The organism is Vibrio sp. M60_M70 (genome assembly GCF_037162085.1).
Lineage (GTDB): Bacteria > Pseudomonadota > Gammaproteobacteria > Enterobacterales > Vibrionaceae > Vibrio > Vibrio diabolicus.
Window position 1 is genome coordinate 1109965 of sequence record NZ_JARLUL010000002.1, and the last position, 25559, is coordinate 1135523.

20 protein-coding genes and 1 pseudogene are annotated in these 25559 nt (G+C 43.3%); 11 read left to right on the forward strand and 10 right to left on the reverse strand.

The genetic code is table 11. The features are described 5' to 3' along the window. Positions 1-53 precede the first annotated feature (53 nt). A complete protein-coding gene (locus tag P4S59_RS20610) occupies positions 54-701 on the reverse strand; it encodes a lysoplasmalogenase (protein WP_337168972.1) in 648 nt (215 codons plus the stop codon). Positions 702-997: 296 nt separating this feature from the next. Beyond that, positions 998-2146 carry an iron-containing alcohol dehydrogenase gene (locus tag P4S59_RS20615; RefSeq protein WP_006742257.1) on the reverse strand — a complete coding sequence of 383 codons (1149 nt, stop codon included), beginning with the start codon at positions 2144-2146 and terminating at the stop codon, positions 998-1000. 206 nt (positions 2147-2352) lie between these two features. On the opposite strand from P4S59_RS20615, the gene P4S59_RS20620 reads away from it, so the two are divergent. Then, positions 2353-3234, forward strand: a complete 882-nt coding sequence (locus tag P4S59_RS20620; protein WP_053808441.1) for an AraC family transcriptional regulator — start codon at positions 2353-2355, stop codon at positions 3232-3234. A 277-nt stretch (positions 3235-3511) separates the two neighbouring features. Next, complete coding sequence (locus P4S59_RS20625) at positions 3512-6676, forward strand: chitinase C-terminal domain-containing protein (RefSeq protein WP_145535014.1); 3165 nt, start codon at positions 3512-3514, stop codon at positions 6674-6676. A 97-nt stretch (positions 6677-6773) separates the two neighbouring features. Here the strand turns inward: P4S59_RS20625 and glgC are convergent, their stop codons facing one another. The 4 genes from glgC to P4S59_RS20645 form a co-directional block, all read right to left on the reverse strand. Continuing rightward, a complete protein-coding gene (gene glgC / locus P4S59_RS20630; protein ID WP_006742254.1) occupies positions 6774-7991 on the reverse strand; it encodes a glucose-1-phosphate adenylyltransferase in 1218 nt (405 codons plus the stop codon). A gap of 410 nt (positions 7992-8401) precedes the next feature. Then, a complete protein-coding gene (locus tag P4S59_RS20635) occupies positions 8402-10150 on the reverse strand; it encodes a formate--tetrahydrofolate ligase (RefSeq protein WP_337168973.1) in 1749 nt (582 codons plus the stop codon). A gap of 236 nt (positions 10151-10386) precedes the next feature. Next, positions 10387-11691, reverse strand: coding sequence for an inosine/guanosine kinase (locus tag P4S59_RS20640; RefSeq protein ID WP_164665612.1), 1305 nt, complete (start codon positions 11689-11691; stop codon positions 10387-10389). Positions 11692-11922: 231 nt separating this feature from the next. Further along, complete coding sequence (locus tag P4S59_RS20645; RefSeq protein ID WP_005397614.1) at positions 11923-12393, reverse strand: CreA family protein; 471 nt, start codon at positions 12391-12393, stop codon at positions 11923-11925. Between the two features lie 262 nt (positions 12394-12655). On the opposite strand from P4S59_RS20645, the gene P4S59_RS20650 reads away from it, so the two are divergent. After that, the gene (locus tag P4S59_RS20650) at positions 12656-13165 is read left to right on the forward strand and encodes a hypothetical protein (RefSeq protein WP_048625018.1); all 510 of its coding nucleotides are present in this window, start codon (positions 12656-12658) and stop codon (positions 13163-13165) included. A gap of 194 nt (positions 13166-13359) precedes the next feature. Then, entirely contained in the window at positions 13360-14028 is a 669-nt protein-coding gene (locus P4S59_RS20655; RefSeq protein ID WP_337168974.1) for an HAD-IA family hydrolase, read from the forward strand. A 429-nt stretch (positions 14029-14457) separates the two neighbouring features. On the opposite strand, the gene P4S59_RS20660 is transcribed toward P4S59_RS20655, so the two are convergent. Beyond that, complete coding sequence (locus P4S59_RS20660) at positions 14458-15888, reverse strand: methyl-accepting chemotaxis protein (protein WP_203342511.1); 1431 nt, start codon at positions 15886-15888, stop codon at positions 14458-14460. Between the two features lie 569 nt (positions 15889-16457). Here P4S59_RS20660 and P4S59_RS20665 point away from each other — a divergent pair. Further along, entirely contained in the window at positions 16458-17060 is a 603-nt protein-coding gene (locus P4S59_RS20665) for an acyl carrier protein phosphodiesterase (protein ID WP_337168975.1), read from the forward strand. Positions 17061-17127: 67 nt separating this feature from the next. After that, positions 17128-18386: pseudogene (locus P4S59_RS20670) on the forward strand (DEAD/DEAH box helicase). A gap of 27 nt (positions 18387-18413) precedes the next feature. Here the strand turns inward: P4S59_RS20670 and P4S59_RS20675 are convergent. Both P4S59_RS20675 and P4S59_RS20680 read right to left on the reverse strand, forming a co-directional pair. Beyond that, positions 18414-19202 (reverse strand): EAL domain-containing protein, encoded by a 789-nt coding sequence (locus P4S59_RS20675; protein WP_268853396.1) that lies wholly within the window; start codon positions 19200-19202, stop codon positions 18414-18416. 186 nt (positions 19203-19388) lie between these two features. Then, positions 19389-20021, reverse strand: coding sequence for a hypothetical protein (locus P4S59_RS20680; RefSeq protein WP_337168976.1), 633 nt, complete (start codon positions 20019-20021; stop codon positions 19389-19391). Between the two features lie 186 nt (positions 20022-20207). Between P4S59_RS20680 and P4S59_RS20685 the strand changes: the two genes are divergently transcribed. The 3 genes from P4S59_RS20685 (at position 20208) to P4S59_RS20695 (ending at position 21730) form a co-directional block, all read left to right on the forward strand. Continuing rightward, the gene (locus tag P4S59_RS20685; RefSeq protein ID WP_134645652.1) at positions 20208-20450 is read left to right on the forward strand and encodes a DUF2164 domain-containing protein; all 243 of its coding nucleotides are present in this window, start codon (positions 20208-20210) and stop codon (positions 20448-20450) included. 174 nt (positions 20451-20624) lie between these two features. Next, positions 20625-21164 (forward strand): cytochrome b, encoded by a 540-nt coding sequence (locus P4S59_RS20690; RefSeq protein WP_048625024.1) that lies wholly within the window; start codon positions 20625-20627, stop codon positions 21162-21164. Then, the gene (locus P4S59_RS20695) at positions 21161-21730 is read left to right on the forward strand and encodes a YceI family protein (protein ID WP_005395526.1); all 570 of its coding nucleotides are present in this window, start codon (positions 21161-21163) and stop codon (positions 21728-21730) included. The genes P4S59_RS20690 and P4S59_RS20695 overlap by 4 nt, the downstream gene beginning before the upstream one ends. A 138-nt stretch (positions 21731-21868) precedes the next feature. On the opposite strand, the gene focA is transcribed toward P4S59_RS20695, so the two are convergent. Then, positions 21869-23320: a formate transporter FocA gene (gene focA, locus P4S59_RS20700; protein ID WP_203347438.1), complete on the reverse strand. Its 1452-nt coding sequence runs from the start codon at positions 23318-23320 to the stop codon at positions 21869-21871. 303 nt (positions 23321-23623) lie between these two features. Here focA and P4S59_RS20705 point away from each other — a divergent pair, with 303 nt between their 5' ends. After that, entirely contained in the window at positions 23624-24529 is a 906-nt protein-coding gene (locus tag P4S59_RS20705; RefSeq protein WP_005395522.1) for a LysR substrate-binding domain-containing protein, read from the forward strand. 442 nt (positions 24530-24971) lie between these two features. Continuing rightward, on the forward strand, positions 24972-25454 hold the full coding sequence (locus P4S59_RS20710; RefSeq protein ID WP_005395520.1) for a DUF1097 domain-containing protein: 483 nt from the start codon (positions 24972-24974) through the stop codon (positions 25452-25454). Positions 25455-25559: the final 105 nt, after the last annotated feature.

Below are 25559 nucleotides of genomic sequence, written 5' to 3' on the forward strand. Positions count from 1 at the left end.
GATAAAGTGATGTTTTAAGAATTAGGCACAAAAGCTATTACTAATAAGTCAGTTCAACTGAGATACGGATAACGAACTACGATGGCAACAACGGACATTACCATCAATGTTTGTGCGGAATAGTAGGTCACCATGACGACTTGTCGCGAAAATACGGCTCGTCCCCCGAAGCGTTCAAAAGCTAAGACGGTACCAGAAACGATGAAGATAAAGCTTCCGAGCACTGCAAACGAGGACGATTGTGTTTTTCCACTCAAATAATACTCGATAGCAGCCCAACACATGGTCATCAATACCAATATGTAACTGGCAACCGGGAGCTTTTCTTGACCAAGGTCCGGTCGAAACAACCAATAGAAACATACACCGAGTCCAAATAAAGCAATAGGGAGCCAAGGCGTAAAATGCCAAGCGGACATGATGGTAAAACCGTAGCTATAGGAAAGATGGGCAGAGCAGAAGAGCACTAATCCGGTAATAAACTTATCTCTAGGGAGCATTAATAGTAGATCACCAAGCAACGAGAGCGATAAGCCAATCAAAATCCAATGCGTATATGGCATATGATAGGCAGGAGACTGGATTAAAATTCCTAACATACAGAGCACTGGTAATGGTTTGGATACGTAGAAGACCCACTTAGGACCTTTACGGATACTGATGATATGTATGAATGCTAATACGACAACAACTAGCCACATAAAATGGATTCTCGAACAGACAAGCTAATGTAGTGGATAACTACAACAAATAAAAGGTCCATTAAATGAGTAAGTTAGACCTTTGAATTCAATTTTATTTTTGTTTGTGTAAAGCTGGACAGTTGTCTCTTTACTGACCTACACGATCAATGAGTTTGTAGGGATTAATCGTTATTTTGAGGAGTTCCCGAATTTGAACGTGATGAAGCTTACAAAATAGCATAAAAAAACGGTATTGTGACCGTTAAGTCACAATACCGTTAAACCCTAGAAAGGGCAGTGAACTGTTTTTGCTGTTAGGCAACAGCGAGCTCTAAAATTTCACGACTACGTTCAAGAGTAATCGCCTGGTTTTCACCGAGAACGGTCATTCCGTGTTTATTGAGTTGTTCGATGATGGCATCGATCGCTTGTTCACGACTTTCACCATAGTTTTCTAGCTTAGTTGCGACATCAAGTTGATGATAAAACGCTTCGATCGCTTCGATGGTACGTTCAGCAAGATCGTCTCCAGCTTCAAGTCCAAATACGTTGCGACCCATTTGCTCTAGTTTAGGACGTTTAAATTGCATTTGGTTGCGAAGTAGCGATGGTTGGACGATTGCAAGAGAACGTGCATGATCGACGCCCCATAGAGCCGTTAATTCATGGCCGATCATATGTGTCGCCCAGTCTTGTGGAACGCCACTACCAATTAACCCGTTCAATGCTTGGTTAGCAGACCACATTAAGTTTGCGCGCCACATATCGTCGTCTCGCTCGGCAAACTGTTCTCCGAGTGTTTTTAAGGTTTTCAGCAGTGTTTCTGCATAACCATCTTGAACCATTGCGCCGGTAGGAAGCGTCAAGTATTGCTCACATACGTGCACCCACGCGTCAACAATGCCGTTGATCAACTGGCGTTCTGGCAATGTTTTCATTACATCTGGGTCTAACACAGCAAATTTAGGCTGTACTGCTGGAGACATGAACGGAAGTTTGTCTTGAGTTTCTTTTTTAGTGATAACTGCGCCCATGTTTGACTCTGAGCCTGTTGCTGGCAATGTCAAAATTGCAGCTAGAGGCGTCGCTTCAGTGACTTGGTGTTTACCAATCATGATATCCCAGCCATCACCATCATACTTAGATGCTGCTGCTACGTATTTAGAGCCATCAATGACTGAACCACCACCTACAGCAAGAATAAAGTCAACACCATGTTCTTTTACCATTGCGACCGCTTTATCGAGCGTTTCTTTGGTTGGGTTGGGTTCAACACCAGAAAACTCTAGCCATTCATGTCCCTCTAGTGCTTCTGAGACTTGGTCGTACACGCCATTTTTTTTAATTGAGCCACCGCCGTATACCACTAAAACTTTTTGGTCGGATGGGATAGCTTCTTTGATTGCAGCGATTTGTTTTTGACCAAAGAAAATCTTGGTTGGGTTTACATAAGAAAAGTTCATTATTAGCCCTCTTGCTTCCAGTAAAGGAGATTGAATACGTGCATATTAGTCCTGATTAACGTTCGTTAACAGGTCGATTTCTGCAAATAATTTGCCTATTTCTACAAAATTAATGCTCTTGAACTAGAAAGTTAAAGTTGAGAGGAAGTATAGTGCTCACAATAATAATAGAGACCAAACTCGTTGGTCATTGATGGAGCGCTCTAATGCACACTCTCGCAGATATCATGCAGCAATATGTTGAAAAGCAGGGACTGCATGACTTAGAAGGTATGAAGAAAACCGCAATAGATGGCGTATGGTTTTATCGCAGTAGCAAAGGAAATCATCGACAGCCGTTTGTCTATCAGTCTGGCATTATTGTTTTAGGTCAAGGACATAAGAACATTCATATTGGTGATACACCTGTCCAATATGGGCCCGATGATTACCTTGTTGTAGGAGTTCCCATGCCCCTGGAGTGCGAAGCGTTTGCGACAAACAATGAGCCTTTACTTGGCATCTCGATAGATATTTCGCCAACGCTTCTTCATAAGCTCGTTAAAAAACTTGAGGCTGAGAAATTCAGTAATAAGTGTCTGGATGCTACCCGTTGCGGCCTTAAATCGGTACGCATGAGCGAAGGTATGCTGGATGCATGCAAGCGACTAATGAGCGCGTTGTGTAATGAGCTTGATGTTGTCATGCTCGGTGATCTACTTCTTGAGGAAATTGTTTATCGCACTTTGGTAAGCAAAGAAGGGTATGTTTTATTTGACTTAGCACACCAAGAAGGCTCTTACGCTAGAGTGGCCAAAGCACTGAATCGTGTTCATCAAGCGTACCATGAACAGTTGAGCGTACAAACATTGGCAGAAGAAGCCAATATGAGTGTGTCTGCTTTCCATCAAGCTTTTCGCAATGTCACGCTTGAATCTCCGTTGCAATACATTAAGAAAGTTCGACTTAATAAAGCGCGCGAGTTAATCCAGTTGGAGGGGCGACGTGTTAATGATGCCGCGAGACTGGTCGGGTACACGAGCCCATCACAGTTTAGTCGTGAGTACAAGCGACATTTTAATGAAACGCCAAGGTCAACAAAGGCTTAGTGATCTTTATTTCAAAATAACGACTTTTTTTGCCTTTTTTATTAATTTGCGAGTGACATATTTATTTGATTTATAAAATTAGTTACTGGTGCCAAATAATAGGTATGTTGTTGCAAGCATTTAGTGGATTGTTGCGAGGCGGTGTGGAAAACTCGTAAATAGATAGTGTGAAATCACCAACTTGTACTTAAGTTATTTTACGTCGAAATAAAAGTATAAGTGCGCTTTGTTTAGCGCATTTAGTATTGTTTTAACAATAACTTAAGGAAGAGCGATTATGCACCTTAAAAACGGCAACGCAGTGAAAAGCGTGTTCACACTAAGCACTCTCACCGCTTCTTGTCTTATGGCCTTCAATAGCTACGCAGCGGTTGACTGTGCCCCTCTAGAAACTTGGCAATCATCAAAAGTTTATAACGGTGGTGACCAAGTTCAACATGAAGGTAATGCTTACAAAGCACGTTACTGGACGCAAAACAGTAACCCAGCGCAATCTGGTGAGTGGGGCGAGTGGGAAACACTTGGCGCATGTGATGGCACTGGACCGGTTGATCCACCTCAGAATGAAGTCCCGACTGTTACTCTGACATCGCCTTCTGCGTCGGCTTCTGTGACTGCGGGGGATGTTGTTAACCTAGCTGCAGATGCAGCAGATACCGATGGAACCGTTAGCAAAGTAGAATTCTTTGTTGATGGCGTATTAGTTGGTCAGGCAACGTCTGCGCCTTATGCTGCGTCATGGACAGCGACTGAAGGCCAGCATGAATTCTCTACTAAGGCGTATGATGATACGGGTGCAGTGAGCACAGCAAGTGCTGTGACGTTAACTGTGGCACCAGCACAACCTGGTAACGAAGCGCCGACAGTGGATGTTGCACTTTCTGCGACTTCTATTGACTTGGGTGGCTCCGTCACACTGACTGCGAATGCCGCAGATGCGGATGGCACCGTTGCTAAAGTTGATTTCTATGTGGCGGGTGTCCTTGCTGGCACCGCAACAACTGCACCATACACGCTTGATGTAACGCCTTCACAAGCTGGTTCGCTAAGTGTTTATGCAAGAGCAACCGATGATGCCGGAGCAACTGCAGATTCTGCACTTGCTACGTTAACGGTAAACGGTGGCGCGGTGACATCTAACTGTCGCCCTGATGGCTTGTATCAAACAACGGGTGTAGACGTCCCTTACTGTTCTATTTATGACGAAGAAGGTCGCGAGAAAATGGGCGCCGATCACCCACGTCGTGTGATTGGTTACTTTACTAGTTGGCGCGCAGGTGAGGACCCTCAATCGACTTACCTTGTTAAAGATATTCCTTGGGAGCAACTTACTCACATTAACTACGCGTTTGTGAGCATTGGTTCTGATGGTAAAGTAAACGTTGGTGACGTTAATGACCCTAACAACCCTGCTACGGGTAAAACTTGGCCTGGCGTTGAGGTAGATCCTGCTCTTGGCTTTAAAGGTCACTTTGGTGCGCTCGCGACTTACAAGCAAAAACATGATGTTAAAACGCTAATCTCTATCGGTGGTTGGGCTGAAACGGGCGGTCACTTCGATACGAATGGCGATCGTGTGGCTGATGGTGGCTTCTACACCATGACGACGAATGCGGACGGTTCTATTAACCATGCAGGCATCGAGAAGTTCGCAACTTCAGCCGTTGAAATGATGCGTCAGTACAAGTTCGATGGCCTGGATATCGACTATGAATACCCGACATCAATGGCAGGTGCTGGTAACCCTTACGACAAAGATTTCATGGAACCACGTCGTCAGTATCTATGGGCGTCTTACCAAGAGCTGATGAAAGTATTGCGTGAGAAACTTGACGCGGCATCCGCGCAAGATGGCATTCATTATATGCTGACTATCGCAGCACCATCTTCAGGTTACCTACTGCGTGGCATGGAAACCTTCGATGTAACTAAGTACCTAGACTACGTAAACATCATGTCTTACGACTTGCATGGGGCTTGGAATGATCACGTTGGTCACAACGCAGCATTATTCGATACAGGTAAAGACTCGGAGCTAGCCCAGTGGAACGTATACGGCACTGCTGCATACGGTGGTATCGGTTACTTGAACACAGACTGGGCTTACCACTATTTCCGTGGTTCTATGCCAGCAGGTCGTATCAACATCGGTGTTCCTTACTACACCCGTGGTTGGCAAGGTGTTACTGGTGGTGAAAATGGTCTGTGGGGCCGAGCAGCACTGCCAAACCAAGCTGAGTGTCAACCTGGTACCGGTGAAGGTGAGAAGAACAACTGTGGTCACGGTGCTATTGGTATCGACAACATGTGGCACGATACAGACCCTAAAGGCAACGAAATGGGCGCTGGCTCTAACCCAATGTGGCATGCGAAGAACCTAGAAAATGGTATCTGGGGCTCTTACGCAGCCGCTTACGGTCTTGATCCAGTTAACGATCCTTCGGATAAGTTTGTTGGTACATATACACGTCATTACGATAGCGTTGCTGTAGCGCCTTGGTTGTGGAACGCAGAGAAGAGCGTGTTCCTATCTACGGAAGATAAAGCTTCTATCGAAGTGAAAGCTGATTACGTTATCGATAAAGAAATCGGCGGTATTATGTTCTGGGAACTGGCAGGCGACTACAACTGTTACGTACTGGATGCAAATGGTAATCGTACGGCAGTAGATGCAACTGAACAAGCTTGTGCAGCTGGTAATGGTGAGTACCACATGGGTAACACTATGACCAAAGCTATCTACGACAAGTTTAAGTCTGCAACACCTTACGGTAATAAAGTCGCGACGGGTCCGACACCAACAGAAGCGGTAGACATTACAGTCAGCGTTGGCGGCTTTAAGGTTGGCGACCAAAACTACCCAATTAATCCGAAGATCACGTTTACGAACAACACTGGTCAAGCGATCCCTGGTGGTACTGAATTCCAGTTTGATATCCCAGTATCAGCTCCTGATAATGCGAAAGATCAATCTGGTGGCGGTTTGAAAGTCATTGCTTCTGGACATACTCGTGCAAACAACATCGGTGGCTTAGATGGCGTAATGCACCGCGTATCGTTCTCTCTACCTGCTTGGAAAGATTTACCAGCGGGCGGTACTTACGAGCTTGATATGGTTTACTACCTACCAATCTCTGGTCCGGCTAACTACTCAGTGATTTCTGGTGGTAAAGAGTTTGCGTTCAAGTTTGAACAGCCAGAACTGCCAATTGGTGACCTAAATGCAGGCTCGGGTGATGGTGGTACTACTGAACCAGGTACGTGTGATACGACAGGTTTAGTGACATACCCAGCTCTACCACAAACGGATTGGGCTGGTAACCCAAGCCACGCTAACCAAGGCGATAAGATCATCCACAACGGTGTGGTTTACCAAGCGAACTGGTGGACAGCGGCTGAGCCGGGCACAGATGGTAGCTGGTCAACGGTATGTAACATCTAATCGTTTTTGATTAACTGTTATAGCCTAACGTTAATAGGCATTTAAACAAAAGCGCATGATGATGATCGTGCGCTTTTTTGTTGCGATGGTTTGTCGTTTAATCGAATTGATAACTTTCGGGTATGACGACAATACCTTTGTCTGAGATTTTAAATCGCTTCGCATCTTCTAGTTTGTTTATGCCAATTTGAGTATGTGGCGGAATACGAACATGTTTATCCACAATACAGTTGACCAACTGACTTCCTTCACCGACCTCTACGTCATCAAAAATGATGGAATCGACTACCGTGGCGCTGTCTTGAATGCGTACGTTAGAGGAAATAATGGAATGCTGTACTGAGCCTCCAGAATTGATGACACCGGTAGCAATGATGGAGTTAATAAAAATACCTTCATTACCCGTGGCTGACGATACGGTACGAGCTGGTGGAAACTGCGGCTCGTAAGTACGAATCGCCCAATTGGATTGATATAGGTTCATTGGTGGTACTGGCTCTAGCAGATCCATATTCGCTTCATAGAAGGAATCAATGGTACCCACGTCGCGCCAGTAGCAATCCTTATCAACGCGCCCTTTACTGCCACAAAATTGATATGCATAAACGGATTCCGTATCAATCAGCTTAGGTATGATGTCTTTTCCGAAGTCATGGCTTGATGAATCGAGTTTTGAGTCGTCTTCGAGTGCTTCTTTTAAAACATCCATGTCAAAGATATAAATCCCCATGGAAACGAGGCTTCTGGTTTTACTTCCTGGAAGGGTAGGTGGGCATTCTGGTTTTTCTATAAATGAAGTAACTAGCCCGTTTTCTGCGGTGCCCATTACCCCGAATGCTGAAGCATCCTCTACGGGAACATCCATACAGGCAACGGTGAGCTTAGCACCTTTCTCTTTATGCTCTTCAAGCATCGCGGCGTAGTCCATTCGATAGATATGATCGCCGGATAACACAACCACATACTTCGCGTCATTGCGCGATAGTAACCACATGTTGTGATAAATCGCATCAGCGGTTCCTTCATACCATGCACCACCTTTGCGCATTTGAGGTGGAACCGCAGTAATGTACTCGCCAAGCTCTGGATTGAATATTGACCAACCATCTCGCAAGTGTTTTTGAAGTGAATGAGATTTGTATTGGGTCAAAACAAGGATTTTACGTAAACCTGAGTGTAAACAGTTGGTTAGTGTGAAATCTATAATTCTATACTTTCCGCCAAAAGGTACTGCTGGCTTGGTTCTATCATCGGTGAGTGGGCTGAGCCTAGACCCCATCCCCCCAGCTAAAATTACGGCGAGTGCGTCTTCCATATTATTCCCTTTCCCTTTTTTGCATGCATCAAAACGGTGCTAACCAGGAGGAAGTGGTGTACAGCGCAGAGGTTTTGAAAGTGCATGTGCTGATGTGTTTACTACTGCAAACTTTAGTACAAGATTCGAGCCATAGAATATCTCTTTAAAAATCAAAAGGGTTAAAAGTTCATCGCAAGGTAATTGCACCACATTAGTGAAGTGCTAAGTAGGCCGTGCATCAAATTGGCGCAAGATTATAGGGAAGGGGAGAAAATAAGTATGGATTTACAATGTAAAGTGAGGATAAAACAGTAAGATAAAGATAATCAAGCGCGCCTCTTCATCTGTTCAAAGTGAGTGGATATAGAAGTAAACCACTCACTCTTTAAACGTGCTTCCTTTATAGTCAACTATACGTTGACGTTACACTAAGAGAGACCGACGATATTTCCTTCATCATCAAGGTCTAAATTCATAAATGCAGGTTTATCAGGCAAACCTGGCATCGTCATCACCGTGCCTGATAACGCATACACAAACCCAGCGCCAGCACACAGACGTAACTCGCGGATAGGGACTGTAAAACCTGTCGGCGCGCCTTTGACAGCGGAATCTGTTGTTATCGATAGTGGGGTTTTCGCTATGCAAACCGCTAAGTTGTTAAAACCTAGATTTTCAAAATGGTTGAGCTGTTCAGTAGCAAGGGAACTCATTTCTATATTGGCGGCACCATAGCCAGCTTCACACACAGCCATAAGTTTTTCGTGTAACGATTGTTCTTTATTGTATAAAGGACGAAACTCTGTAGGCTGGGTACAAGCGTCAATAACATGTTGAGCTAACTGAGTTGTGCCTTGCCCGCCTTGCGCAAAAGCGGTGCTGATAGCGACTTTAACTTCCGGATTAAATTGCTGAACCAGCTCTTTAAGTATTTTAAGCTCTTTCTCACAATCTTGCGGGAACTGGTTAATAGCGACAACAGCTGGAATGCCATATTTATGAACGTTATTAATGTGCCATTTTAAGTTTTCAAATCCCGCTTCCAATGCTGCTTGGTCTGGATTAAAAATGGAATCTGGAATGGCCATACCTGGTCGTAAATCATAGTGTCCAGAATTTGCTTTGAGGCCGCGTAATGTCGCTACTATCACTACACAATCTGGCGCCTTGCTGGCGGCGGCAGCTTTAATGTTACACGCTTTCTCAAATCCCATGTCCGAACCAAACCCCGCCTCAGTTACAGTGTAACTTGATAGTTTTAGCGCGATATCGTCGGCAATAATAGATGAATTTCCATGGGCGATGTTTGCAAACGGGCCTGCGTGAATCAACGTAGGAACACCTTCCAGAGTTTGCATCAGTGTCGGTGCTATGGCCTCTTTTAATGTCACTGCCATTGCTCCTGCAACTTGCAGATCCTCAGTGGTTAGCGGGTTTCCGTTCAAATCGTACGCTACGACAATTTTCCCAATACGCTGACGTAAATCTTTTAAATCTTTAGCCAGTGCAATGATAGCCATTAACTCAGACGCGGCAGAAATATCGAACCCTTCGTCGCGTTCGTATCCATTGATGACTTTTCCTGGCTCATTTAACCCAATTTTGACTTTACGTAGTGCACGATCATTATGGTCCATTACTCGTTTCCAAGTAATGCTCGCCGTATCGATTTTAAGTGCCTTTAATCCAGTACGTGCTTCAAAGGCATCATAGCCTTCGCGCTGTTCATGATACAAGCGAGCATCAAGCGCGGCTGAAGCTAGATTATGCGTCGCCGTCACCGCATGGATGTCACCAGTAAGGTGCAAGTTCAGTTCTTCCATTGGAGCAACTTGGGAATAACCACCGCCAGCAGCACCGCCTTTAATACCGAATACAGGCCCCATAGAAGGTTGTCTAATACATGCGATAACGGATTGTCTAAGCTTAGCTAAACCTTGCGCCAGTCCGACTGTTGTAACGGTTTTTCCTTCGCCAAGTGGGGTAGGAGTGATCGCAGTAACAAGCACAAGCTTACCGTTATCATTCTCTTTGAGCCGCTCCAAACATTTTGGATGGACTTTGGCTTTGTGCTTCCCGTGAGTGTCATATTCTTCGGGTAATAACCCTACTTTTTCCGCAATAACATCAATAGAAGAAAGTGGTGTGTTTCGGCAAATTTCAATATCTGACTGCATGGATAATCCCTAAAGTGACTCGCAGGTAGTGTTGAAAAACAATCTGAGTTGGAGCAAGTATCATTGTTGGGCAAACGTTTGCTCTGTGATGGTACTGTTTCGATTCGGTATGTAAAGAGTTTACTGCTCTATACTGTGCTACATACTAACAAAATCTACTAATTACTGCGCCAGATCAAAACAAAAAGGCCACCAAATGGTGACCTTGATGTATTTTTAGCTTTAAAGCTGTGATCTTAACGATCCCAGTAAGTTTCTTCTAAGCTATCTTCCCGTTCAGGAAGTGCTCGCGATAGGCGAGGAGAGTGTTGCGTCAACACTTCATAGCTTACTCGGTTTGCATATTTACAGATCTGAGAAAGTGATGAGTAAGTCAAACAGCGTACTTCGTGCTTTTCTGAGTTAGGCACTTCTTTTTGATGGAAAGAGTTTGCAGCCATATCATGCAGTAAAGCAGAAAGTGCCGCATCACCTGCGCCGTTGGTGTTCTTAATCTCTAGTGGACCACCTAGGTAAGGACCAATGTAAGAGTATACCTTCATTGGCTTCTCACAATCTCCTTTACGCATCGCACGACTAAATTCGTATTGGTTAAAGGCTTCAATTGAGCCTTCAAGAATGTCGTGTGTGGTTTCTCGTTTTACTTTTTCGTCAGTGTAACCTGCCATGTATAGGCCATTTGGCCCAGCAGTACATAGAACAAGATCGACCCACTCAAGTGCTTTATTAGCAGCCGCTAGCGGTTCTGTCTCGCCTGTTAATGCGGCGCCTTCTTCTTCATTCATTGCAACAACAGATATGTTCTCGCGAATGTACTCTTGCCACCACTGCGCGTTACCTTCGATAACGTACTTTGTGCCTAAAGTCAGTACAACAGGGACATCGTGCTTCTTGGCAAAGTCGATCGCTTTTTGTACTGCTCTCGGCATTGGATCCTCTTCTTTACCGCGCATTAGGTAAGAAGAAACAACCAGAGCTGATGCTTTCTCAAAGATCTCTTCAGGAATGCTTTCCGGAAGTAGTTGGTTCATGTGACCTTCATTGATAGCAAATGTGCGTTCGCCATCTTGAGAAATCAGGGTATAACAACGACCAATAGGACCATCTACCGTTTGTAGGTGGTTGAGGTTCATGCGTGAAGACGTGCGGCAAAGGTAACGGTAAGCAAAAGAACCGACTTGAATGTTCTTGGACATCACACCGAGCAAAACGGATTTGCTATCCGCCAATACTGAGTAATTGTGCAGAGTGTTGCCAATCGTGTCACCTGGGTATTGGTGTGTGATCAGGCCTTGCTCAACCAGTTCTTCGTAAAGTGCATCTGCTTTGCTTTCTTCAAGAACGAGTGAATGTCCTTTACTTAGGTTGTATTTTTCTAAAAACGCATCATCTACACGCGCTTCGATATCTACGATGGTTTGACCGACACCAACGATAGTTGGGCGATATAGCTTAGGCGCTTGTCGGATTTGGTTTACTAATGGATCTCGAGCGTGAGTTGGGAAGTAGTGTTTAGATTTACGCTGACCAGGAAACTTCATGCTTGTTCTTGAGTGAGAAAAAAAGAGGCGGGATTGTATCACAAAAAAATGAAAATCGTGGCGTTTTATTACAAAGAAGTTTGCCCGCTGAAAAAACCAGCGAGCTGGAGAAATTGCGACCAAGATAACCTAAATTACTGATGCTTATAGTACTGCAATTGGTCGCTTTTCAGATTGTTGATCGGTTATTCTCTTTAACAACGAGCTTGGAGCTACCCAAAATTAGCTGCGTTACTTTTTAACTTCAGTTGGCTCAACGTAAGCCTTGGTGCCCCAAAGTGGAACCGTCGATAGGCTGTGCTTAAAGCTACCGTCTGTCTCTTTTGTTGTGTAAGACAGGTAGAGTAAGGTTTGGTTGTCTGCATCATAAATTCGGCGAACCTTCATTGTTTTGAAGAAAATACTTTTTGACTTCTTAAATACAATTTCGCCAGACTTACTTTTATCTATTTTTGCAATCATTTCCGGCGTGATTTCGCCAGTCTGACGACATGATATTGAGCTGTCACTTGGATCCGCTAAGCTAAAATCGGCTTCGATAGAAGCTATATGACACGTTACCCCCGTGACTACCTCGTCTTTTAATTCACCGACTTTGATGTCTTTCAAAGTAAACCAACCGAGTCCTACATCAGCGACATCGTTATCTGAACAACCAACCAGCGTAGTAGCAAGCAATGCACTTAACAGCATCTTTTTCATTATTTTTGTCCTTAACTAGGAAAGATATTGATGAAATCTATCAGAGGTTTGCAACTAAAACAAAATTTAGCCAAGGAAAGGTCTACGTACGCTAGGTTTGTTGTGGGCTTCATGCTAATGTACTGCTCTAAACGAAATGATGAGTTAGAGTGACCATACTTTCTCCCAATATGACTTTATATCGCTTGTCGCTCTGTCTAAGCTTCACTCTATGTGAGAATGAAACACTTTGCACATTTCGTTTTGCAACTAAGGTATCAAAATGAATGAACAACAGTTAGCCAGTATCGAGCGTAAAAATGCATGGCTGTATGATCTGGTTGAAGTTGAATTTCCAACACCAGAGAGTCTGAAAGGGCGTGATGTCTATTTCAAAGCACTAGAACAAGCAACCTATCAAGTGGTCGACAAAGACACGCTACTTGAGAGTAATTCTGAATTTAGCTCTGACGATATTTTTCTGGTCGATTTTCACCGACTTACTATCATGTTTTCTGTCCTGCAGTCTCAGCGTTGGGATCAACAGTACGATAAAGATATGATTGTGGAATATCTCACTCAGATAATTCTAACGCCAGATTTTGAATTATATGTTGGTTTTAAAGCTGGAGCTCCAATTGGTGCCGCTATTATTAGCCACCTTGAAGGAAACACGCTTATCTCTGATGTCGCGGTTTCTGAATCAAAATACAAGAGTTCGTTTGTGGCGGATCTTGCTAAAAGACTAAGTACCGAACACAAGCTTTTAGATTCGGTGATTATTGAAAGCTAATTTGCGCACTCAAATGCATAAAAAGCAAAGCAAGATGACGATAGGTGATCTTGCTTAGAAAAAATGTAATTGCTCCCCTCTATTTCCATGAAATGCCAAGCTCGTCGTTTCAACAATCCCAAACTTAAATAAGATTAAGCCAACATTTTTAAAATCAGCTAGGGCATTAGCCTTTAAGATGTCTGGAGATGGCTATGGCAATTACCAATATTAAGTGCGTGATATTTGATTGTGATGGTACGTTGGTCGATAGTGAACGATTGTGTTGCCAAGCTCTCGTCAATGTATTTAACCTGCATGGCGCAGAATTAACGATGGAAGAGTGCGTTTCTCATTTTAAAGGAGGAAAGCTCGCTGACATCCTTTTAGATACTAAAGAGCTGAAAGATATCAAAGTCCCTATTGATGTCTTAGAGCCGCAATACCGTGAAGAAGTCCAGTCTCTTTTTGTTCGCTACTTACAGCCGATGGATGGCGCAAAGCGATTAATTCAGTTTTTAGATTCGCATAATATCGAATATTGTGTCGCGTCCAATGGGCCGAAAGATAAAATAGAATACGCATTGGAGTTAACAGGATTGCTCGATTCTTTCCAGGGGAAAGTGTTCTCTGCATTCGATGCGAATAGTTGGAAGCCTGAACCTGACTTAATTATGTACAGTGCAATGAGCATGGGCTTTTTACCGAGCGACTGTCTTTATATTGATGACACACCTAAAGGCGTAGAAGCGGGATTAAACGCTGGCATTAAAACCGTACAGCTATTTAATGGTGAGACAATCAATCGTGTTGATGATGAACGCGTAATTCGCATTCAACATTTAGATGAATTAAAAGAGCAGCTATTTAGCTGCTCTGTTTAATCTCTTAATGGCACACCGTACTTAAGCTATGGATATGTTTAAGTTTGGACTGTAGGTAAGGGGTTTGATGTAGGCATTGGATGGATGAGAAGCTTTTTGTATGAAATCCGCAAGCAGCGCATGTGAATTTCTCTCCATCCGATGAAATGAGATATTCATCCCCCTGGCAGAGAGGGCAACTTAGGTTTTCGATGTCTTTTGTATCTTTGTAATTATTCATATTGTTTTCCAGCAGCAAATTGGAATTGGCAGGATTAAGCATAGCGGAACGCTTTGTTTATGAACATTATTTCATCAGGTACAGCGAGAACTTGAGATTCACTTCAAATATCCACTTGTGTGTAGTAGAAAATATCGACGATAACGGCTGAAAACGGTTTAAAGAAAAGGGCTCCTGAGGAGCCCTTGTTGATCATAAATGCTGTAAAGTTATGCTGTGCGGTAGCGTTGTAATACCTCACCAAGAGACACTGACGCCTGAGTGAGATTAGCTACCCCTACGGTAGATTGCTCTGCAACTTCTCTGATTGTGCTCGACTGGCTGCGAATTTCTGAAAGCTCAGATGCAATATCGTTGGCGACTGCGCTTTGTTCTTCTGCTGAGGTGGAAATTTGGATACTCATGTCCATCAATGAGCGTGCGGATTCAGCAATGGACGTCACATCATGACCAATTTCATCAATAAGCTGGCTACTGGTTTGCGCTTGTTGAACGGTTCGATCAGTGATTGAAGCAATGTTCTGGCTCTCGGTTTGTAGTTTCTCAATCATGGCTTGAATTTCTACTGTTGCCTGTTGAGTTCGGCTTGCCAATGTACGCACTTCATCAGCAACCACAGCAAATCCACGACCTTGCTCCCCGGCGCGTGCCGCTTCAATTGCCGCATTCAGAGCCAATAGGTTGGTTTGTTCTGAAATGGCATTGATCGTTGTGATAACGTCATTAATCTGCGTCGTGTTTTCATTTAAATTGGTTACTGATGTGGAAGCCTGTTCAATATAGCTGGATAACGTCTCAATTTCTCCAATCACATTTTGCACGCGATTTCTGCTTAGCTCGATCTTTTGAGCATCCTGATCGGATTGCATCGTCGCTTGTTGGGAAATGCTGGATACTTCTTTTGCAGAGGCTGTCATTTCTTCCATTGCTGTCGCGACGGAATCGAGTGTTTGATATTGATGAGATATCTGCGTTTCGCTCAACTGCATATCTTTTTCGAATGCAGAAGATGTCTCACTCAATGTAGCCGCATTATTTTTCACACTGTTAACCAGTTCACTTAAGGTGTCCATAGATTTATCTAACGCGCAACCAATGGTGCCAAACTCGTCTCGGCCAGGATGAAAACCAAGGCGAGAGGTTAAATCACCTTCACCAATTTTTTCGGTTGTCGTATATAAAACCCACAGGGCGCCTCCTATAAAGGTCGCAACCCAGTAAGAGAAAAGGGCAAAAGGAACAACCCATAAAAAGCTGAGTAACAGAGAGGTTAAGGCTGACGACTTTGTAGATTCGTATTGCGCGGATACGTTTTGAGTCAACTTGATCACTTCGCCAGAATGCAGCTTTGCATAAGCGGTGACAGAGCCATCAACAAAAGAGCTCTCGCTTACGCGACTTGATTTCGATACGCCGTCAATTTGTGGAACATGACCTGGTTGAGCGTCAACAATACCAGAAAGTTTCGCTTCGCTAGCAGAAATCGCTTGTTGTTTAAATTGTTGTATTTCATTGAAGTAGCGGCTTCCAGCCACAGAAGTGAGGGCTACTAAAAACAGCAGGAATATAACCCACATTTTGTCGTTGATAGACATCTTGATAAACAGCCTGTCTATCGTTCTAAACTCAACTTCTCTCATTTAAAGCTCCATTAGAGATAAAAGATATTGACCAAATCTATTGCTATATCGAAACAAAATATGCGAAGTTAATCAGCAAAATATGTAACGAAAACTAAATTTAGTTTAAGAAATGAGATCTAAGGACGCCTATAACGGTATGTTATATCTTTAAATTGACATAAATATTGATAAAAGAGCTATTTCTCTGTAGTGCTAAGTAGATATGAAATCTGGTTGCAAACGTTTACTTTTGATTCTGCTCATAGGTTTTTAAATCTTTACTTCTCGCTGTCATGAATGTGTCATATAAAGACTATAAAAAGGAGTTGTTGACGTGGATATGGCAAGGCCAAGCCGTCAGCAAGTACAAGCAAGAGAGCTTAAAAATAAAGGAGGTCACAATGAGCGACCAATACCAAAACGATGAGAGCCTAGAGCTGCTAGATGCGCTTGAAATTGGCATTATCTTGTCGGAATACGTTGGCTCAGACAACGAAGCCGAATAGCGGAACACTCTCATCTCGTCGTAATTGACGTTATACTAAGTTCATGTCACACCAAGCCTTAAAGGCCAAAACTGGCGTCGGATGAACTTTCTAGCCCACCTGCATATCGCAGACCACTGTAACAGCCATTTATTGGGAAACTTGCTTGGAGACTTCGTAAAAGGAGATCCAAGCAAGCTGTATGAACGTGATATCTCGAACGGCATCAAATTGCATAGATTTGTTGACCGCATTACCGATCACCATCATATTGTTAACGAATGCAAACCTCACTTCAAAGGTACTGCGCGGCGCTTTGCCCCTATCGCTCTCGATATGTTCTGGGACCATTGTCTTGCAAAACACTGGGACGACTTTTATGCCGTATCTCTCGAACACTTTGTCGACTCGGCATACGAGCGAGTAAACCGTGACGTTGATGAACATTTGCCGCCGCGTTTTTTGGTGCTCCACAGCCGGATGTGGCAAGGTCGATGGCTTCAGTCATACCAAGACCTGGATAGTATCGAATTTGCATTACATCGAATGTCGCAAAGAAGTCCGAGAATGGCTGACCTTACTACAACATTTAAAGTGATTGAGAGTGATTACACAGTATTGGAAGAGAAGTTCTCGACACTCTATCGAGACGTTTTACGTCAGTCGTATGATTTTCAGCAACAGCTTATTGATTCAGCCCAATGAGATAGAAAAGTAGTATGGCTATTGGGGCTCTGGTAAACTCTGCGCTCCAAAAATAATGAGGTTACACATGTCTGTTAATTTTGCTGAGTTAGGCATTGAACAAAAGCTAATCGAGACGCTAAGCGATCTAAATATCGTGACGCCAACACCAGTGCAAGAAAAGTCTATTCCACATGTCCTTGAAGGAAAGAACTTACTTGCTGCTGCACAAACTGGTACGGGGAAAACAGCTGCGTTTGGTTTACCTATTATACAAACCGTTCAGCAAAAAAACTCAACGGCACGCCTCAAGCATTGATTTTGGTTCCAACACGCGAGCTTGCGCAGCAGGTATTTGATAATTTGAATCAGTACTCTGCACAAACAGAACTTCGCATTGTGTGTGTTTATGGTGGTACAAGCATTGGCGTACAAAAGAGGAAGTTAGAAGAGGGCGCTGATATTTTGATTGCAACACCAGGCCGCCTTTTGGATCATCTGTTTAATGGTAACGTAAACATCTCCAAAACCAGTATGCTCGTTCTAGACGAAGCCGACCGTATGTTAGATATGGGATTCTGGCCTGACTTGCAACGCATCTTCCGACGTTTACCCGCCGACAAACAGATCCTGTTGTTCTCTGCGACATTTGAAAAGCGAATCAAGACTATTGCGTACAAACTCATGGAATCGCCGATTGAAGTTGAAGTGTCACCAGCAAACACGACGGCTGAAACGGTAAAACAGATGGTTTATCCGGTAGACAAAAAGCGTAAACGTGAATTATTGGCGTACTTGATTGGCTCGCGCAATTGGCAGCAAGTGCTTGTATTTACAAAAACTAAGCAAGGTAGCGATGAGCTAGCAAAAGAGCTTAAGTTAGATGGCATAAAAGCGGTTTCAATTAACGGGGATAAGTCACAGGGTGCGCGTCAAAGAGCGTTGGATGAGTTCAAACAAGGTAAGGTGCGTGCGTTGATTGCGACAGATGTAGCAGCACGAGGGCTGGATATTCAAGAGTTAGAGCAAGTGGTGAACTTTGATATGCCATTTAAAGCCGAAGATTATGTCCACCGTATAGGCCGTACTGGCCGTGCAGGAAAGTCAGGATTAGCTGTGTCTCTAATGAGTCGGGATGAAGAATATTTATTGCATGCTATCGAGAATTTGCTTGATCAACGCCTACCGCAAGAATGGTTGGCAGGCTTCGAGCCAAGCCTTATAGAAGAAGTCGAGCCTGAGAAAAATGGTAGTGGACGCCGTCGAAGCCGTTCATCAGAGAAGCGTAAGCTAAAAGCAAAATTAGCGATTCATAAGAACCGTGGTAAATCACGTAACTCTCGCTAAACCGCACAAACTTTTGTTCTTACATAGTCAGGCTGTTTTTGCCTCTTCATAAACGTCTAACGTTTGCGGGATAGCGAGTAGGTATCCTTGATACATATCGAAACCGAGTTTTTTCATTAAGTTAAGTTGATGCTCGGTTTCAATTCCTTCGATAACGGTTTTAGAGCGCAACGTTCTTGCTAGTGATAATGCATCGACTAGAGCTTTCCAGTCACCATTTTCGTATCTCAGCATTAACGAGCGATCCATTTTTATTATGTCTGGACGAACGCCTTTCACTCGTTCAATTGTCGATGCATTGACGCCATAATCGTCGATCGCCAATTTAAACCCGCCTTGGCTTAATTCACGAGCTGCTTGCGACAAAGAGGACTCGTCTTCTACGTTCAACTCAAGCAACTCCATGACGATTTGTTCATTTACTAAATGAGATTGATAAATGGTTTGTTTTAGCAGCCTATTGTACGTGATGTCTCTGGCTAGTATTTTTGCTGCTTCTGGTAATACATTAAGAAACAGTTGTTTATTGTGAAAGTGAGATTGGGCAAAGTTTTTGATATGAATTAGGCGACTTAAGCGTTCAACATTGAGTAGGTCTTGAGCGGAAATGGTTTTTGATTGGAAAAACTGATCTGGCCTGATCATGGCGCCATTAGCATTGGTAATTCTTACTAGTGCCTCAAGTCCAACGATAGAAATATCTTTTTTATATATAGGTTGAAAGACACTTCGAAGAGTGAGCTTTGCGTATTTCGCAATGTATTGCCCGTCGGCTTGTTTGCGGATGCAACTAAGGAGTTGCGAGGTGCTCATCATTGTTACAACAACCTAAATCAATGCTTCTACATCAGCGCTATCGCGCTAATTTTTTATTTCATTGGCAGTGAATCTAAGTGGGCTCATGAACTCAAGCAAGAACGATGGTAAGAGATGATTAGATTTGTCGAGTGATATCAAACAAATTGATGAAATGACTGACAATCTTCCTATTGCAATTTGATGTTACCATTGTAGTACTGCATACAGTTGCAAATATTTTCTGACTAACTGCTGTTTATTCGAGCGACGTAAAGGATGACCAAACTTAATGTAACAAGGACTAATGCCAAATCGAGTGTCTAACGATTGCGTGAGCTGCGATTCGCTGGTGTACAGCGTGATGCCTTGCTCCGTGTATTCATTGATCTGATCGGGCAGTTCTCCCATCCACCAATGAAGCAACTCTCGGCTCGTTTTGCTGCGACTGATCCAATGATCACAAACTAAAAAGAGTAGATCATTCGGTTGCAGCGCATAACCATATTCGCTTTGCCATTCCGTAATTGATGAGAGTAAGTTTTCTCGACAAAATTTTCCCGCACTGACCATATGGTGGCTCAGGACCCAAACCGTGCCTATTTCGGATGAAATACGATAGTGATGAGGCAGATCCGGAGTATTTAAAACTTCAATTGGTTTTACCACGCTGTTGTATCCGAAGTGACGGAAAGTGTGTTCCATTCTTCTTGAAAACGCGAGACCAAGATGATGCTCACTCATGCCTTGGTTATGTACCGCAGGGTAATGCTTTTCACACAGCTTAAGACAGTCGTCTTGAAAATCATTAACACTTTGAATCACTAGGTCGAGTAGCAAAGAATATCCCTTAATAATTAACAAAACGAACTGCAAAAGGTTAGCATAGTCTTTTGAGAATAGACTAATTTACTTCGGCAACTTCTTGATCTAAACACCAAATTTCTCACAAATGATCGCGCCTACTCTTTAAGAGAGCAATACGATAGAAGCACACATAGAACAAAATTCTGAAAAAGGGCAAAGATGATAAAGTTAGAACGTGCACAAAAAGAAACGCTGGCAACCGCCATTCAAGATTATATGCAGGACGAACTAGATGTTGAGATTGGCCAGTTCGATAGTGAATTTCTTATTGATTTCATTACAGAAAAACTAGGGCCAATTTATTACAACAAGGGACTGGAAGATGCAAAATCACTGGTTGAACGTAGAATGTTAGAAGTGTCCGAAGAGCTGTATGAGATAGAACAAGAAGTTAAGCTGTAAGTTTCAGTTTTATAAACGATTTAAAGTTCCTTCAAAAAATTCGAACAACTTGATAGATACGGTGCCATTGGCTGGATGTAAATGATGGTAAATAATCTGTTTCATATGACGTAAATAGGTTAATGTAGTGTTTCTTGCTCAACATTAACTTAGGAATATATCTAGGAACTTGAGATGGATACACTGGTAAAGAATTACAACCTTACTGCACGCGTGATGCACTGGTTATCTGCGCTGTGCATTATTGGTCTATTTGCAGTGGGTTTGTGGATGGTCGACCTTAGCTATTACAGCGAATGGTATCGAACTGCGCCACATTACCATCGCTCTGTCGGTATTTTACTCGCTATTTTAACTTTGGCACGCATTGTATGGAAACATGTTACGTCGTCACCAAAGGTAGAAGGCAAACCTTACGAAGTGCTTGCTGCTAAAGCGGCGCATGGTGTTATGTACCTACTATTGGTCACCATCTTTGTTTCAGGTTACCTCATTTCAACGTCTGATGGACGCGGTATCGAAGTGTTTAATTGGTTTACCGTGCCAGGAGCGGGAGAGTTATTCCCTGGACAATCAGACATAGCGGGTGAAATTCACTTCTACGCAGCTTGGGCCGTCATCCTGATAGCAGGTTTGCACGCTATTGCTGCGCTAAAACACCACTTTATCGATAAAGACAACACATTAAGAAAAATGTTAGGAGCTTCAAAATGAAAAAGTCACTCTTCGCTACAGGATTAGCTATCGCTATGGCACTACCATTTGGTGCGCAAGCTGCAGATTATGTCATCGATACCAAAGGTGCTCACGCTTCAATTAACTTTAAAGTTAGTCACTTGGGTTACAGCTTCATCAAAGGTCGTTTCAATACATTTTCTGGTGACTTTTCTTTTGATGAGAACAACATTGCTGATTCAAAAGTGAATGTTGTTGTTGATACAACTAGCTTAGACTCCAACCACGCTGAACGTGACAAGCACATTCGTAGTGGTGACTTCATTGATGCTGGTAAATACAGCGAAGCGACCTTTAAAAGCACAAAAGTGGTTGATAAAGGCAATGGCAAGCTAGATGTAACTGGTGATCTAACGCTACACGGTGTTACTAAGCCTATTACTATCGAAGCTGAATTTGTTGGCGCAGGTAGTGACCCATGGGGTGGTGAGCGCGCTGGCTTCGTTGGTAACACTCGCCTCGAGCTTGCTGACTTTGATATCCCAGTAATGGGTGCTTCAAGCTATGTTGATATGGAACTTCATATCGAAGGCGTTAAGAAGTAACGAACTTCTTTTAGATACAGTAAAAGCGCTCTTCAACGGAAGAGCGCTTTTTTATTACCTCAATCACAATCGACAACATTGGCAAGCCAGTCAGTGACAGCGATTGAAAGCCAACAGACGTTGCAAGCGTTTAATGAATTACGCTGTTTCTAACTCGTTTTTTTCTACTAGGTTTAAACGCTCACCAAAAATCGGGCGTAGTGCTTTTAATACTTCAGTACGAGTAACAACACCGACCATCTGGCCATTTTCAAGTACTGGAAGTACTTGTGGCTTGCTCACTTTGATGCTTTTTGCGCGTTCTTCTAAAGATAAAGACGTCATGCGAGTGGCGATGCCCATGTTGCTCGTTGGGTACAACTGCTCTTTATCGATACATAGGAACTCGACAACATCAACGAGACGGTCACCAGCATCAATTGCGACCACATCGCGGCTCATGATGTCGACGACTTTTTGGTCTTTCACCGGAATGTAGTCCTCACACCATAGTTCTACCATCACATCGTGAGCAGAGAAGAAGCCAACCAATCGATTTTGTACGTCTACAACAGGTGCGCTAGTTACGTTGTTGTCAAGTAGCACATCCAGTGCGATTGCTATCGGTGTTTCTGCACTGATGGTAACTGGTTTTGGGTTCATAATGTCTTTAACAAAAGATGCGTTTTTCATGGTGAAATCCTTAACTGACGAGAGTGTTGTAGTCGTTGTGATAGAAGATATATTCGCTGCTTTTAGTTCTGGTCGGCGAAAAATACACCAGTTTGCAAGACCAACTAAAACCGCTCCGCCGACGATGTTGCCAAGCGTGACAGGAATTAAGTTAGCGGTAATAAAGTGCCCAATATTTAAGTCTGCGTACTGTGAAGCGGGCACACCGACGGAGGCCCAAAAAGACTCAGGTGCAAAATTCGCGATAACAATGCCAAGTGGAACCATAAACATGTTCGCGACACAGTGTTCAAAGCCACTGCTGACAAACATCGCCACAGGCATAATTGTCATTGCTGCTTTTGTCATTGCATTTGCAGAGCTAAACGTTAACCAAATCGCGAGGCAGACCAATAGGTTACAAAGGATACCGAGCGCAAACGCCTGAATGAGAGTGTGATGAAGCTTGTGCTGCGCGATGTTAAGCGCATTTAACCCCCATTGACCGCTATCCATTTGATAAAGACCAGCTGCAGTAACTAGCGCAAGTAGGAACATCGCACCAATGAAGTTGCCAACGTAAACCTTGCCCCAAATAGAAAGCATTTTTCCGAACGAGATTTGCTTATTGGCCCATGAGATACTGGAAAGAACTGAGCTGGTAAATAGTTCACCACCGCAGATCACGATGAGGATCAAGCCCATACTAAATGCTAATCCGCCAGCAAGACGGCTTAAGCCCCAACCAGCGCCAGCGCTGCCAGTAGTCACCGTGATGTAAAACAAGAACGCCAATCCAATGAACGCGCCCGCCATGATGGCAAGACTCAGTGTCATACTGCTGGTTTTGTTTGCTTTACTTAACGCAAATTTTTCCGCTTCAGCCATCATTTCTTTTGGAGAAAAGTACTGGTGATTTTGAGAGCTGGTCACCGCCATATTGACTCCTTAATTTGTAATCGCATAAAAATTCCTTGGTTATTAACTCAAAAATGAAATTGTTGTTTTTATTTAGAAGCCTCAATGACTTCAGTCTCAAAGTCATTGGGGCTTGCGGTGTTCCCGAACCGCACAGTCAGAATAAGGAGAAGGGTTTGGTAGGTAAAATTGATAATATTTAGAAACCTCATCAAATTAATTGATAACTTTATGCGGCTAGGTAAAATGAACTCTATTGCTTATTGGGGCATGTTTTTAACGATTGTGAGGGTATGAAAATACTCACCAATAATGGAGGACACTTTGCGCTACTCACTTAAGCAATTAGCGGTTTTTGACGCAGTTGCAGATACCGGCAGTGTAAGCCAGGCCGCAGAGAAACTGGCTTTGACACAATCAGCGACAAGTATGTCGCTTGCGCAATTAGAAAAAATGCTTGGCAGGCCTTTATTTGAGAGGCAGGGCAAGCAAATGGCGTTAACCCATTGGGGTATGTGGTTACGACCAAAAGCAAAACGCTTATTACAAGACGCACTGCAGATTGAAATGGGCTTTTATGAGCAACATTTGTTAAGCGGTGAGATTCGCATGGGCGCGAGTCAAACTCCGGCAGAGCATCTGGTTCCAGACCTTATCAGTATCATTGATAATGACTTTCCAGAAATGCGTATTTCCCTTGGTGTGCAGAGTACAAAAGGGGTTATTGATGGCGTATTAGATTATAAATATGACTTAGGGATCATCGAGGGGCGTTGTGACGATAACCGTTTGCACCAAGAAGTCTGGTGCCGAGACCATCTTACTGTTGTCGCTGCTTCTCATCATCCCTTTGCTCGCAATCAATCTGTAAGCCTCGCGCAGTTAGAACAAGCGAAGTGGGTGTTGAGGGAGCATGGCTCTGGCACACGAAAAACATTTGATAGCTCTATTCATCATCTAATTGAAGATTTGGATGTGTGGCGAGAGTACGAGCACGTTCCGGTGTTACGCAGCTTAGTTGCTAACGGCCAGTACCTTACTTGTTTACCGTATTTAGATGTAGAGCGATATATAGAAGCGGGTCATCTTGTTGCGTTAAATGTGCCCGAGCTAAAAATGGAAAGGACACTTTCATTTATATGGCGAGCTGACATGGCAGAAAACCCACTAGTCGACTGCATTAAACGAGAAGGTCTGCGAATGATGAAAGGTAAGCCTTCGGTATTGTAAGTTACTACTCAATACACGCAATAAACTCTAGAGGCACAGCAATGCCACTCGCTTAATTGGGAGTGGCATATTTCTATGTACAGTATACTGAACTTCGAAGAACAAGCGTGATTCAGGAGCTTTTATGCACTCACTTGGTGATCTATGATTCTGCACGCCGATATTAGCTTCCTAGTCTCGTTAAAGCTTGCTGGAGTGACTTATTGGAACTATCCAACACACATCCTTTTTACCTAGCAATAGAAATACTCATTCCCTAAATCTGTTGATTTATCGGTTGCGTCAAACTTTTGGTGCAAGTCATGAAATTGTTATAACCTTATTGTGATCACTATCACCGATAAACAAGACTGATGTATCTAACATGTGTCCTTGATTTCAATGTATGAAGGCAGTTATTGAGCCATATGGGTACGATAATAGCCAAGCAGGTACGACTACCATGACGACACTTTTAGCTATCTCTATCACTACTGGAATTTTATCTGGCGTATGGGGTTGGATCGCCATTTCTTTAGGTTTGCTTTCTTGGGCTGGTTTTTTAGGTTGCACGAGCTACTTTGCTGCGCCAACTAGCGGATTGAAAGGACTTGGTATCAGCTTAATCACTAATATGACGGGTGTATTCTGGGCAATGGTAATTATCCACGGTTCAACTTACGTTGGTTTGGAAATTATCGGTTATGTGATTACCGCTATTGTGGCATTTTTCATGTGTATTCAAGCGAAACAGGCTTGGCTCGCGTACATTCCAGGCACTTTTATTGGTTCCTGCGCAACATTTGCCGCTGATGGAAACTGGCAACTTGTCATTCCATCTTTGCTGCTAGGTGGTGTGTTTGGTTATCTAATGAAAGCGACTGGACTTTGGTTGCATACGAAATCAAGCACTACTTCTTCTACGCTTGCTGAGCAAGCACAGTAGTGAACCCCCGATCTTATTTGTATCCACTGTGTATTGAGTTTTATCCCTCTCAATACCTTTAATCAAAATTAATGATGTTTGATACAAGCACACCAATTTGGTGTG

Bases quoted from the DNA above. Each gene is read 5' to 3' on its own strand.
- P4S59_RS20610 (WP_337168972.1), bottom strand. From the start codon at position 701: ATGTGGCTAGTTGTTGTCGTATTAGCATTCATACATATCATCAGTATC.
- P4S59_RS20615 (WP_006742257.1), bottom strand. From the start codon at position 2,146: ATGAACTTTTCTTATGTAAACCCAACCAAGATTTTCTTTGGTCAAAAA.
- P4S59_RS20620 (WP_053808441.1), top strand. From the start codon at position 2,353: ATGCACACTCTCGCAGATATCATGCAGCAATATGTTGAAAAGCAGGGA.
- P4S59_RS20625 (WP_145535014.1), top strand. From the start codon at position 3,512: ATGCACCTTAAAAACGGCAACGCAGTGAAAAGCGTGTTCACACTAAGC.
- glgC (WP_006742254.1), bottom strand. From the start codon at position 7,991: ATGGAAGACGCACTCGCCGTAATTTTAGCTGGGGGGATGGGGTCTAGG.
- P4S59_RS20635 (WP_337168973.1), bottom strand. From the start codon at position 10,150: ATGCAGTCAGATATTGAAATTTGCCGAAACACACCACTTTCTTCTATT.
- P4S59_RS20640 (WP_164665612.1), bottom strand. From the start codon at position 11,691: ATGAAGTTTCCTGGTCAGCGTAAATCTAAACACTACTTCCCAACTCAC.
- P4S59_RS20645 (WP_005397614.1), bottom strand. From the start codon at position 12,393: ATGAAAAAGATGCTGTTAAGTGCATTGCTTGCTACTACGCTGGTTGGT.
- P4S59_RS20650 (WP_048625018.1), top strand. From the start codon at position 12,656: ATGAATGAACAACAGTTAGCCAGTATCGAGCGTAAAAATGCATGGCTG.
- P4S59_RS20655 (WP_337168974.1), top strand. From the start codon at position 13,360: ATGGCAATTACCAATATTAAGTGCGTGATATTTGATTGTGATGGTACG.
- P4S59_RS20660 (WP_203342511.1), bottom strand. From the start codon at position 15,888: ATGAGAGAAGTTGAGTTTAGAACGATAGACAGGCTGTTTATCAAGATG.
- P4S59_RS20665 (WP_337168975.1), top strand. From the start codon at position 16,458: ATGAACTTTCTAGCCCACCTGCATATCGCAGACCACTGTAACAGCCAT.
- P4S59_RS20675 (WP_268853396.1), bottom strand. From the start codon at position 19,202: ATGATGAGCACCTCGCAACTCCTTAGTTGCATCCGCAAACAAGCCGAC.
- P4S59_RS20685 (WP_134645652.1), top strand. From the start codon at position 20,208: ATGATAAAGTTAGAACGTGCACAAAAAGAAACGCTGGCAACCGCCATT.
- P4S59_RS20690 (WP_048625024.1), top strand. From the start codon at position 20,625: ATGGATACACTGGTAAAGAATTACAACCTTACTGCACGCGTGATGCAC.
- P4S59_RS20695 (WP_005395526.1), top strand. From the start codon at position 21,161: ATGAAAAAGTCACTCTTCGCTACAGGATTAGCTATCGCTATGGCACTA.
- focA (WP_203347438.1), bottom strand. From the start codon at position 23,320: ATGGCGGTGACCAGCTCTCAAAATCACCAGTACTTTTCTCCAAAAGAA.
- P4S59_RS20710 (WP_005395520.1), top strand. From the start codon at position 24,972: ATGACGACACTTTTAGCTATCTCTATCACTACTGGAATTTTATCTGGC.